Here is a 12,012-nt window from a genome sequence, read left to right on the forward strand (position 1 = left end):
ACTTCCGTATCTTTGTGCGATATAATAAAATTATAGAATTAATGTCTCTTCAAAAACACCTTATTGCACCTTCGGTGCTTGCAGCAGATTTCGCCAAACTGTATGATGATATTCAAATGGTAAACAACAGTGAAGCAGATTGGTTTCACATTGATATCATGGATGGTGTATTCGTTCCTAATATTTCATTTGGATTTCCGGTTATGCAGGCTATTGCTAAACACGCAACAAAGCCATTGGATGTACATCTGATGATCGTTGATCCGGATCGTTACCTCAAAGTATGTAAAGATTCAGGTGCTGCTGTCATTACTGTTCATTATGAAGCATGTACGCATCTGCACAGAACGCTTGCTGCTATTAAGGAATTGGGATGTAAGGCTGGTGTGGCGCTAAATCCGCATACTCCTGTCTCGTTATTGAAAGATGTTATTCGCGATATTGATCTGGTCTGTCTTATGTCTGTAAATCCGGGATTCGGGGGACAGAAATTTATAGAGCAGACTTACAATAAAATAAAAGAACTGCGTATGCTGGCAGCAGGAGTCAACGACAATCTGCTGATCGAAATAGATGGGGGAGTAGGGCATCAGAATATTGGTGCATTATTACGTGCAGGAGCTGATGTACTGGTTGCCGGAAGTTCGGTTTTTGCAGCTGAAAATCCGACGCAGACTATTGCTGATCTTAAAGCTGTTGATCCGCAATTGCAACAGATATAAGCCTGCAACAGAAAAGATTAGTGAAAGAGCCTTTCTCCGGAAATGGCTCTTTTTTTATGAATGGAGGTAGCGTTAATGATTAATTACTTTGATGTGATAAAATTGATTTCGAATATGTTAAGAGTTGTTTTATTTTAATGTGCTGAAAATAAGATGATTATGTTTTTATCCTGCTTGCTTTATAAATTGTTTAGAATTTTTCCAAATTAGGCTGACGGGGCTTAAAAGTCATATTTGGCCATGAAATTTTGTATTTTTGTGCAAATTTTAAATAAAGCTTATTTCGGTAAGCATTTCTGTTGAAGTAAATTAAAATAATAAACAAATGGCTTTTGATATAGAAATGATTAAAAAGGTATACAGCCAATATGACGAGCGTATCACTGCGGCTCGTAAAGTGGTGAATAAACCTTTGACGTTATCTGAGAAAATTTTGTATGCTCACTTATGGGACGGTAATGCTTCTCAGGCATATGAACGCGGAACTTCTTACGTTGATTTTGCTCCGGATCGTGTTGCGATGCAGGATGCAACAGCTCAAATGGCCTTGTTGCAGTTTATGCAGGCGGGACGTCCTAAAGTAGCGGTACCTTCTACAGTACATTGTGATCACCTGATTCAGGCTAAAGAAGGCGCAGAAAAGGATTTGACCCGTGCAAAACAAGAAAGTTCGGAAGTTTTCAATTTCTTAAGTTCTGTATCAAATAAATATGGTATTGGTTTCTGGAAACCGGGTGCAGGTATCATTCACCAGGTTGTGTTGGAGAACTATGCTTTTCCGGGTGGTATGATGATCGGTACAGACTCTCATACGGTGAATGCCGGAGGTCTTGGTATGATCGCTATTGGTGTCGGTGGTGCTGATGCATGCGATGTAATGGCCGGATTGCCATGGGAGCTTAAATTCCCTAAACTTATTGGTGTTAAATTAACGGGTAAACTTAGTGGATGGACATCTCCAAAAGATGTGATCCTGAAGGTAGCGGGTATCCTTACTGTAAAAGGTGGTACAGGCGCTATTGTAGAATATTTCGGTGAAGGTGCTACTTCTATGTCTTGTACCGGTAAAGGTACTATCTGTAATATGGGTGCTGAGATCGGTGCCACTACTTCTACTTTCGGTTACGATGAATCTATGGAGCGTTACTTACGTGCCACTGACCGTGCTGAGGTAGCTGATGCCGCAAATACTATTAAAGAACATCTTACAGCTGATGCTGAAGTATATGCTGATCCTGAAACTTATTTTGATCAGGTAATCGAAATCAACCTTTCTGAACTGGAGCCAAGTCTTAACGGTCCGTTCACTCCGGATTTGTATACCCCTATTTCACGTATGCGTGAAGAGGCTCAGAAAAACGGATGGCCTTTGACAGTAGAATGGGGATTGATCGGATCATGTACCAACTCTTCTTACGAAGATTTATCCAGAGCTGCTTCTATTGCTAAACAAGCCGTAGATAAAGGTTTGGTTACAAAAGCTGAGTTCGGTATTAATCCGGGATCAGAACAGGTGCGTTTTACAGCAGACCGTGATGGTTTATTGAAAACATTTGAAGAGTTAAATGCTACTGTATTTACCAATGCCTGCGGTCCTTGTATCGGTATGTGGGATCGTGTAGGAGCTGACAAGCAAGAGAAAAATACAATTGTACACTCTTTCAACCGTAACTTTGCTAAACGTGCGGATGGTAACCCTAACACGTTTGCATTTGTAACTTCTCCTGAAATGGTTGCGGCTATCGCAATCTCCGGTGATCTGGGCTTCAATCCGCTGACAGATACACTGACTAACAGTAAAGGTGAGCAGGTAAAACTGGATCCTCCTGTTGGGGATGAATTGCCAACTAAAGGATTTGCAGTAGATGATCCGGGATATCAGGCTCCGGCTGCTGATGGTTCATCAGTAGTGGTAGCTGTCAGTCCTGAATCTGATCGTCTTCAGTTACTGGAACCTTTCGCGGCATGGGAAGGCACAGACCTTAAAGGATTGAAACTGTTGATCAAAGCTAAAGGTAAATGTACAACTGACCATATCTCTATGGCGGGTCCATGGTTGAAATACCGTGGTCACCTGGACAATATCTCTAATAATATGCTGATCGGAGCTGTAAACTTCTTCAATGAAAAAACAGACTCGGTTAAAAATCAATTGACAGGCGCATATGGTCCGGTTCCGGCTACTCAACGTGATTACAAAGCTGCAGGTATCGGTTCTATCGTTGTAGGTGATGAAAACTACGGTGAAGGTTCTTCACGCGAGCATGCTGCAATGGAACCTCGTCATCTGGGTGTACGTGCAGTACTGGTGAAATCTTTTGCCCGTATTCATGAGACTAACCTGAAAAAACAAGGTATGTTGGGACTGACTTTTGCAAATAAGGAAGATTACGATAAAATCCGTGAAAACGATACTATCGATATCATTGGTCTGACTACATTCACTCCAAATACTCCTTTGACATTGGTGCTTCACCACGAAGATGGTACGCAGGAAGAGATTCTGGCAAACCATACGTATAATGAACAACAGATCGGCTGGTTCAAAGCCGGTGGTGCATTGAACATCATTCGTCAAAATCAAGCAAAATAAATTAGTTTATTTGCTTATACTTTTACAGCCTGGTACTTTTGTGCCAGGTTTTTTATTATAACAATGAGAAAAATATTATTGTCGTTAACTGCCGCTGCATTATGCTTGTCATCGGTATCTGCCCAGGAAATGGGAGATAGAAATTCAGAAATAGGTAAAAGCATTTTTAAAACAAAATATTCAAGGACTGAAAGTAATAAGGGAAAGATATTCGTTCATTGGGGTTACAACTTTTCTTCCTATGCCAAGTCTGATATTACGTTCAAAGGACCCGGGTACAACTTTACACTACATGATGTAAAGGCCGGAGACCGACCGACCAAACTTTCGATGACTTATCTTGATCCGGGACGTCTGACTATTCCTCAGTTTAATTTTCATTTTGGTTATTTTATAAAGGATAACTATTCTCTTTCTCTGGGATGGGATCATATGAAATATGTAGTGGATATTCCGCAAAGAGTTAAAATTTCAGGTTTTATTGATCCGGAAATCTCTTCACCGGGTATTCCTACGGGAGATAAAGCCGGTAGTTACAATGGTGAGATGATCACTGTAGACTCCAGTATGCTGACCTTTGAGCATACCGATGGTTATAACTTTGCTGCTCTGGGACTGGAACGCTATGATGATATAATTGTCAACAGACAGGGTAAACAGGTGCTGACAATGGAATCTGGGGTAGAGGCCGGTTTGCTTATTCCGCGTTCAGATGTGCATCTTTTTGGTGAAGGCGCTAATCATTTCTGGAATATTGCCGGATATGGCGGAGCTGCAAAAGTTGGGTTACAGTATCGTTTTTACAAAGGGCTGTATCTGCAAGGTAGTTTTAAAACCGGCTATACGGAATTGACGAATATCCGTACTACGGGAAGGAGAGGTGTAGATAAAGCGCAGCAAGGCATCTGGTTCTTCGAAAATTATTGGGTTCTGGGATTCCGGTTCTAGGAACAATCCTAAAGGATCAAAGGCAGAAGAGATTCCGGGAAATATCTTCTGCCTTTTTTTGTTTTTAAATATCCGAAAGACGGAAGGTATCTTTCAATCGTATTCCTTTCTCTGTATGCTGCAGTGTACAGCATTCATTCACGGGATCGTGTTCCAGAAACAGAATATATTCCTGATCAGCAATCTCTTCCCAGTAACTTTTGCGCTCTTGCATTGTTGTGAGCGGGCGTACATCATAACTCATCACATAGGGAATAGGTATATGTCCTACAGAGGGGAGAAGATCGGCCATGTATAGGATTGTTTTTCCTTTGTACCGGATTTGGGGTAGCATCATGGCTTCTGTATGTCCGTTGGCTATGCGGATGTCGATGTGTTCCGTAAGCGCTTGTCCTTCTCCGATAAATCTCAGCTGTCCGCTTTCTTGTATAGGAAGTATATTCTCTGCCAGAAAAGATGCTTTTTCCCGTGGATTCGGATCAACAGTAGCCCAGTTCCAGTGTTTTTCATTGCTCCAGTATGTTGCATTTGCAAAGGAGGGGATCAGCTTATCTCCGTCCCTCACGATGGCACCTCCGCAATGATCAAAATGGAGGTGTGTAAGAAATACATCTGTGATATCCTGTCTGTTGTAACCGTATTTGGCTAATGACTTGTCCAGTGTATCATCTCCGTGCAGATCGTAGTGACCAAAGAATTTTGCATCCTGTTTGTCCCCTAATCCTGTATCGACAAGTATTAATCTGGATCCGTCTTCTATCAGTAAGAGACGGGTGGCCCAGGTACATAAGTTTTTTTCGTCTGCCGGATTTGTACGTTGCCAAAGGGACTTTGGAACGACGCCGAACATAGCGCCACCATCAAGTTTAAAAAAACCGGTATCAATCGTGTGTAGTTGCATATGCTAAATTTAACATAAATGATTTAATGCATCAAATAAAACAAATCGGCTTTTCACTTGTGTGTTTTGTCCTTGTAAAATGATTTGTATTCATCTATTATTAAATCTCTAAATGCTGATAATGCCGGATGCTTACTTTCTTTGTCAAAAGCCAATACTGTTTCTGTGTATACAGGCGCTGCCGCAAGAGGGCTAAAGCGGATCTGCAGATGCCGGGCCTGATGTTGCACAGATTGCGGCACCAGAGCTGCCGCCAGTCCGCTTGATACGAGTTCTAAAATGGATTGCATTGTATTGCATTCATGCAGGACATGCGGATCAAAACCCAGGTAATGGCAGTAACTTACAAATTGCCGGTAATACTCAGGTGCATACTCTTTACTATACGAGACATAAGCTAATTCACTTAGCTTACCGGAAGTTGTATTAAAATCAGGAGTTGTTGCCAGACAGAAGGATTCTTTTAATAATGTACGGGTACTCAGCTGATCTGACAGGATTGGTGTGCGTACAATTCCCAAATCAAGTTTACCATTTTCTAATGCTGTGAGTTGTTTCTGAGTGGACGTTTCATACAGGCATACATGGAGATATGGATAGCGCTCCTTCACCATTTTGAGCAAACGCGCCAATAATGCTTTAGGAGTAGAGCTGATGTATCCTAATCTGAATGTTCCGGATACAGCATCCTGTATCTGTCTGGCCTTGATTTTGGCATTATCCAAAAGACGTAGAATATCCTGGGTTTCCTTCAGAAAGTATGCTCCTGCCGGAGTCAGGTTTACACGTTTATTGTTACGCTCAAACAGTACAACTCCCAGTTCCTCTTCCAGATCTTTGATTTGCCTGCTCAGCGGAGGTTGGGATATAAACAATCTTTCTGCAGCCTTTCCAAAATGAAGTTCTTCTGCTAAAATAGCGAAATAATGAAGATGTCTTAATTCCATGATACGTTAAAGGTATTGATTGTTGATAAAATTAGTATTTTTAAGGTATTATCAATGTGTTTATTTTTGAAATATAAATCAGCGATGGTATGGAACACAAATCAACATTAAGAGAGATAGAAGAACGTTTTGATCAGGACGTTACCCGGTTTTCGAATCTGGATACGGGACAGCAGACCACTTTGGATGCGCTGTATAATATGGAATTGATTACAGATGGTATTGCAGCGAGTTATGCACAACTCGGAGATGTGCTGGATGTAGGATGCGGGGCAGGTAATTATCCGGTCAAGTTGTTGTCAAAAGTCAGGAACCCTAATATAACCTTAGTCGATCTCAGTCAACCTATGCTGGATAAGGCTGTAGAACGTATACAACCGCTTACATCAGGAAGGGTGGATGCCATCAAGGCTGACTTTCAGACTCTGGAATTTCCTGCGGGGAGTTTCGATGTCATTGTGGCCACGGCGGTTTTGCATCACTTAAGAACAGATGCCGACTGGGAATCCGCATTTGCAAAATTTTATCAATGGCTTCGTCCGGGAGGTAGCATCTGGATTTTTGATCTGCTTATCCAGCAGGAAGCAGGTATACAGCAATTGATCTATAAAGAGCGTTATGGAGCCTATTTGAAAGGGCTTAAAGATGAAGCGTATCGTGACCATGTGTTTGCGTATATTGAAAAAGAAGATACTCCGCAGACTCTGGTTTATCAGCTGGATCTGCTACGTCTGGCAGGGTTCAAATCTGTAGATGTACTGCACAAAAATCTTTGTTTTGCTTCCTTCGTGGCATTCAGATAAACTGTCATATTAGCATTGCAGGTGATGCCGGTTCGCTATTATGGCGTCACCTTTCTTTTGTCTTTTTTGATATACTTGATTGTATTTCCATTGATTTGAAAATAGTCTGTTTCTACCCATTTCCAACTTTTTCCTTCGCGCATATTGTGACCGCTTACTATAAAGTTCACGGTTAATTTGTCACCTTCTTTCTTAAATGATATTTCGTCAAATGTATTTTGTATTGTTGCTCCATCCGGAATAGTCGGGCAGCCCTGGAGTTCTTCCAGTACAACTTTATCGTCTTTGAACCACTTTTTGAGAAACCCTATATGCTGTTCAGAACACTGATATCCGAGCTGAAGAGCTGTAAGTATCTTACATTTCAGATTGCTACGATCATCTTTATAGGGGCCGTCCCACTGGCATTCATTTCCTATAAAAGTCGCTACGTAACCTATTGCCGCACGTTCGGAATCCGAAAGATTTTTTGCAAGATCCTCATCGATCCTGATCATATTGAAGGTGTCTTTTAATTCATCATCATACTGATCTTCCCGCCAAAGAAATTTCTGTTCGGCTGTTTGTTCAGGCTCATCTTTTACGACGGGAGCCTGTAAAGAATCCTTTGCTATATTTGTGGTATCTGAATGTATGTTTGTCTTATCCTCTACCGGACGTGCATTACATGCAAGCAGGCTTAGGGAGAATAGCAGATAATATATATTTTTCATAGGTCTATGGATTTATGTATCCTGAGATTCGACTTCATGGATCAGATTACGTAGTATCTCTGCTGTAGAGGCAGTGCTGAAAGGATAAGGCGACTGACCTACCCATATACTGACAAAGTCTGGATTCTGATTCGTTTTTGATGCTAACCGCAAAGGCGCGGTCAGCTTATTCTGATAGGGGTATGGAAGTATATTTCCGGATGCCTCTGCTTCCTTAGAAAAAAGGTTGCGGATTCCCCGGGCATATCTTCCTGTAAAGCTGTTGGTCAGTACTACATCTTTGCTTTTCAGCTGCTGTAACAGCTCTTTTTCAAAAGGCTTTAATATACTTTCTTTAGCTGTCAGCAACAGACTTCCGACCTGAAATCCACAAGCTCCTAATGTATGAACTGCGCGAAGACTACGGGCATTATAGATCCCTCCTGCATAGATGACAGGAACGCGCACATGCTCCAGTACCTGACTTAATAAAGAAAATCCTCCTACCAGAGGTAGAGAATCGTCTATAAAACTTCCTCGATGTCCGCCTGCTTCTATACCTTGTACACAGATAATATCTATTCCTGAGCGCTCAAGCGCTAGAGCTTCATCCAGACTGGTACAGGTACCGATAAGAATGCTGCCGTTTTGCTTGAACAGGGATATGACGGCAGCATCCGGATTTCCGAAAGTAAAACTTACAATGGGACATTTCTCTTCCAGAATAGCTGCTATCTGTTGATGATAGCTGTGTAGTTGCAACTGTTCCAGACTTGGGAGTTCAGCCTTCAAATTGTGTTTTTGAGCCAGATCCTGTATAAAAGACCGCGCGGTATTATATTTTGAAATGAGCTGATCGGTCACGGGTGGGATAGCGTGAGCAAAGAAATTGACTGCAAAGGGTTCAGAAGTTAAAGCTCTCGTCTGACGAATAGCTGCTGAACATTGTTCTGCTGTAAGATCTCCAAGCGCCAGCGAACCCAGGCATCCTGCTGCAGAAGCTGCGGCTACCATCTCAGGGCTGGTTACCCCTAACATAGGAGCCTGAACAATGGGATGAATTATTCCTAACAATTCGGTAATCTCATTTTTCCATTTCATATTTCTAAAAATACTAAGAATAGTTTGGGTTCAGTTATGATTTTTAGAAATCATGTAATAAGTGTTTTTTAAGCTTATTACCATTTACCATTGTTTATACGACGAATAAAATGAGGGCTCTGAATATAATCTTTACTTTGCGACTTCTTTTCTTAAAAATGTACCGCCTTCTAAGGATACAAATGAATCAGTTATGTAAATTTTTATCTACAATTAATTTGTTTTACATGTAGATCTGCATCTACACGATATAGCTGTATTATTGTTGTGACAGTGTTTTTGGCGTTTGCTCGGGTTTAATATTATTTCCTGTGGGTAAAAATAAACTAAGATAGCTTTATATTTGCGTTATAACTTTTAATACTCTGATTATTATCTATTGTGTTTCTGAATACACTTAGAAGTTATACAGTTGATTTGGCACTAACGAACGAAAATCAAAAAGAATTATTTATTTAAGATAAGTTGAGGGATATGAAGTATTCTTTACTGAACAAACAGGATGTCGTAAGAAAGATTGTTTCGGGTGAATTGTTATTAAAGGAGGCGATGGTTGAATATAATATCAAATCGGAAAGAACCATCATAAGGTGGCTGGATGAATATCAACGAAAACAGCAAAGAGAAAAGGAAAAGGAAATGAGTTCGACGAAAGATTCTATAATCTATGCAGAACTTTCTTGTCGTGTATTGCCTTCAAAATTACTGGAGAATTTTGAACTAATACGAATAGTGGAAAAAGAAAAGGCCCTATTCTTTTATTTAGAAGAATATGAAAAAGCACCGCGTGGTTTTGAAAAAGATTTATTGATACCTAAAGGTTTTTTAGATTCTATAATTATTCAGGATTTCCCGATTCGTGGTCAAAAATCATTTTTATGTCTGAAAAGAAGAAAATGGATTATTGACGGACTTGATAAAATGGTCTACAGTAAATGGGACGATTTTACAACATTAGTAAGAGTTACAAATGAATTTGGTGAATATATGAAGAGTGGATAGTGTTTACGGTTTGAACAGCTTTATATCAGGAAAGTAATACGAGTTGTTTCAGATAGTTTGGAGAAATTCTCAATAATAAATTAAAAGATTTAAATGCTAAAATGAAGAATACGTATTTATCAGGTATTGGATTAATCATTTTCTTATTGGTCGTCTTTGATTCTTGCAATAATGGTCATACAAGGAAACAGGAAGAAAAGCTGGATACTATCGATAGTATGAATACAAACGCTGTCTCTTCTGTAAGAAAGTTAGCTATAGGAAATTTTTGGGATGATTTTGATTTTAATGATGAAGAATTTTACAAGCGTGATGGTGAGCAGGCTATTGCTGATTTTATAGGTCTTTTTCCATCTTCTTCACCTGAAGAAATTCAAAAAGCTGTATTCAGAATGCTAAGTAAGGCAGAAAGTAATCCACAGGCATTTGCTTTTTTTCAGGGTCTGTTTAAAAAATATTTATATGATCCGAATTCTCCTTTGCGTAATGATATGTATTACGAACCCGTAATCGGTTATTTGATACATTCAGATAAGGTTTCTGCTATTGAAAAGAATACATATGAGCAATTATTGAAGACAGTCAAAAAAAATAAAGTAGGGACTGCGGCGACCTCATTTTCTGTTGCGTTACAATCCGGTAGAGAGGTTCGGTTGGAAGAAATTGATGCTCCGTTTCTACTACTGATTTTTTATGAACCTGATTGCAACAGTTGTAAGAGCATCATTGAAAAAATGAAGAATATTCCGGAACTGAATGAATTGATTGACAATAAGAAACTACTAAAGATACTGGCTGTATATGCTGTAGGCAATGAAGAGATATGGAAAGATTATTTTCCGTATATGCCGGGTAACTGGATTAACGCAATAGATAAAAACAAACATATTATTACTCGTAATCTGTATGACCTGAAGGCTTCTCCCACTATGTATTTATTGGATCAACGTAAGCATGTCATTTTGAAGGACAGCGATTTGGGGCATGTAATGTATTTTCTTACAAATAATAAAGGTTTAACCAGTGTAATGTGAGTGTGAATAAAGTATTCTGAAATTATAAAAAATGACTAGATGGAAGTTTTAATAGTATTTGTAATTCCTTTTGTTTTAGCCGTGCTATTGAGTAAGGTGATGATTCCTTACATTATGCTTGTTACATACAGGAAGAGATTGTTTGATCCGGTAGATCCGCGCAAACATCATCAACGTATTATACCTCGATTGGGTGGGGTGGCTTTTGCTCCTATACAATGCTGTGTACTTGTCATTACTTTAGTGGTGCTTTACAAAATGGGGCCATATTCACTGGATTTGAATATTGATGTAAAACCCTGGATTATAGTGCCGATGCTGATGATGCTCGTCTGCGGTCTGGTGATTCTTTTTCTGGTAGGAATAGCGGATGACCTTATCGGAATGGATTACAAATGGAAATTTACGGCCCAATTACTTGTCGCTTCGCTTTTACCTATATCGGGTTTGTGGATCAACGATATGTATGGTATTCTTTTTATCACATCCTTATCGCCATGGGTAGGCATACCACTGACCATGTTTGCGGTGGTTCTTATTATTAATGCTGTCAATCTGATGGATGGTCTGGATGGTCTTTGTTCAGGCATAGTAGCTATAGGTGCGGTTGTGTTGGGAGCTATGTTTATTTTTTACGGTGCCTGGTTGCACGCGATGTTTGCTTTTATAACCGCAGGTGTATTACTTCCGTTTTTTTATTTCAATGTGTTTGGTATTGCACACCGCCGCCGGCAGATATTTATGGGGGATACGGGGAGCCTCACACTAGGATATTCCATTGCTTTTCTTGCTATTAGTTTTGCTATGAATAATGCTGATATTAAGCCATTTTCAGAAGGAGCTATTGTTGCCGCTTTTTCTACTTTAATTGTACCTGTGTTTGATGTGGCCCGGGTGATGTTCATCCGTTGGAGAATGGGAAAATCATTGTTTAAGCCAGATCGTAACCATCTTCATCATAAATTGTTGCAGGTAGGGATGTCGCACCGTCAGGCTATGCTGACGATATTAGGTATGGCGTTGTTTTTTTGCCTGATTAATGGATTAGCAGTTCATTTTATCAGTAATAACATTGTGGTGCTGGCAGACATTGTATTATGGATATGTTTTCAGTACGCTTTTGATAGAATCGGAAAAATGAGATCAAGCAAATTGATAAAGGATAAAGTGAAGGATAATACAATAGTTCTTTCAGATGAAAATAAAACAAGGAATGAGAGTTTATACATGAATGCTGATGAGTCACTTGGTGCATTTTCAGAATAGAAA

At 39.8% G+C, this 12,012-nt stretch carries 11 protein-coding genes; 7 read left to right on the forward strand and 4 right to left on the reverse strand.

Features of this window, described 5'->3' with window-relative positions; all coding sequences use genetic code 11:
- Positions 1 to 41: 41 nt before the first annotated feature.
- The 3 genes from rpe (at position 42) to HMPREF0766_RS06545 (ending at position 4,263) form a co-directional block, all read left to right on the forward strand.
- Positions 42 to 722, forward strand: a complete 681-nt coding sequence (rpe, locus tag HMPREF0766_RS06535) for a ribulose-phosphate 3-epimerase (RefSeq protein WP_002994754.1) — start codon at positions 42 to 44, stop codon at positions 720 to 722.
- Between the two features lie 325 nt (positions 723 to 1,047).
- On the forward strand, positions 1,048 to 3,315 hold the full coding sequence (locus tag HMPREF0766_RS06540; protein ID WP_002994756.1) for an aconitate hydratase: 2,268 nt from the start codon (positions 1,048 to 1,050) through the stop codon (positions 3,313 to 3,315).
- A gap of 63 nt (positions 3,316 to 3,378) precedes the next feature.
- Entirely contained in the window at positions 3,379 to 4,263 is an 885-nt protein-coding gene (locus tag HMPREF0766_RS06545; RefSeq protein WP_002994757.1) for a hypothetical protein, read from the forward strand.
- A gap of 64 nt (positions 4,264 to 4,327) precedes the next feature.
- Here the strand turns inward: HMPREF0766_RS06545 and HMPREF0766_RS06550 are convergent, their stop codons facing one another.
- Both HMPREF0766_RS06550 and HMPREF0766_RS06555 read right to left on the reverse strand, forming a co-directional pair.
- Entirely contained in the window at positions 4,328 to 5,164 is an 837-nt protein-coding gene (locus HMPREF0766_RS06550; protein ID WP_002994758.1) for an MBL fold metallo-hydrolase, read from the reverse strand.
- A gap of 53 nt (positions 5,165 to 5,217) precedes the next feature.
- Complete coding sequence (locus tag HMPREF0766_RS06555; RefSeq protein ID WP_002994759.1) at positions 5,218 to 6,111, reverse strand: LysR family transcriptional regulator; 894 nt, start codon at positions 6,109 to 6,111, stop codon at positions 5,218 to 5,220.
- 89 nt (positions 6,112 to 6,200) lie between these two features.
- On the opposite strand from HMPREF0766_RS06555, the gene HMPREF0766_RS06560 reads away from it, so the two are divergent.
- Positions 6,201 to 6,914: a class I SAM-dependent methyltransferase gene (locus HMPREF0766_RS06560; protein WP_002994760.1), complete on the forward strand. Its 714-nt coding sequence runs from the start codon at positions 6,201 to 6,203 to the stop codon at positions 6,912 to 6,914.
- 38 nt (positions 6,915 to 6,952) lie between these two features.
- Here the strand turns inward: HMPREF0766_RS06560 and HMPREF0766_RS06565 are convergent, their stop codons facing one another.
- Both HMPREF0766_RS06565 and HMPREF0766_RS06570 read right to left on the reverse strand, forming a co-directional pair.
- Positions 6,953 to 7,627 carry a hypothetical protein gene (locus HMPREF0766_RS06565; protein ID WP_002994762.1) on the reverse strand — a complete coding sequence of 225 codons (675 nt, stop codon included), beginning with the start codon at positions 7,625 to 7,627 and terminating at the stop codon, positions 6,953 to 6,955.
- A 12-nt stretch (positions 7,628 to 7,639) separates the two neighbouring features.
- Positions 7,640 to 8,707, reverse strand: coding sequence for an NAD(P)H-dependent flavin oxidoreductase (locus tag HMPREF0766_RS06570; protein ID WP_002994763.1), 1,068 nt, complete (start codon positions 8,705 to 8,707; stop codon positions 7,640 to 7,642).
- A 474-nt stretch (positions 8,708 to 9,181) separates the two neighbouring features.
- Here HMPREF0766_RS06570 and HMPREF0766_RS06575 point away from each other — a divergent pair, with 474 nt between their 5' ends.
- From HMPREF0766_RS06575 to HMPREF0766_RS06585, 3 genes are all read left to right on the forward strand, one after another.
- Entirely contained in the window at positions 9,182 to 9,709 is a 528-nt protein-coding gene (locus HMPREF0766_RS06575) for an ISAon1 family transposase N-terminal region protein (RefSeq protein ID WP_002994764.1), read from the forward strand.
- A 101-nt stretch (positions 9,710 to 9,810) separates the two neighbouring features.
- Positions 9,811 to 10,743, forward strand: coding sequence for a DUF5106 domain-containing protein (locus HMPREF0766_RS06580; RefSeq protein ID WP_002994765.1), 933 nt, complete (start codon positions 9,811 to 9,813; stop codon positions 10,741 to 10,743).
- Between the two features lie 39 nt (positions 10,744 to 10,782).
- A complete protein-coding gene (locus HMPREF0766_RS06585; RefSeq protein ID WP_002994766.1) occupies positions 10,783 to 12,009 on the forward strand; it encodes an MraY family glycosyltransferase in 1,227 nt (408 codons plus the stop codon).
- Positions 12,010 to 12,012 lie beyond the last annotated feature (3 nt).

Source organism: Sphingobacterium spiritivorum ATCC 33861, from assembly GCF_000143765.1.
Lineage (GTDB): Bacteria > Bacteroidota > Bacteroidia > Sphingobacteriales > Sphingobacteriaceae > Sphingobacterium > Sphingobacterium spiritivorum.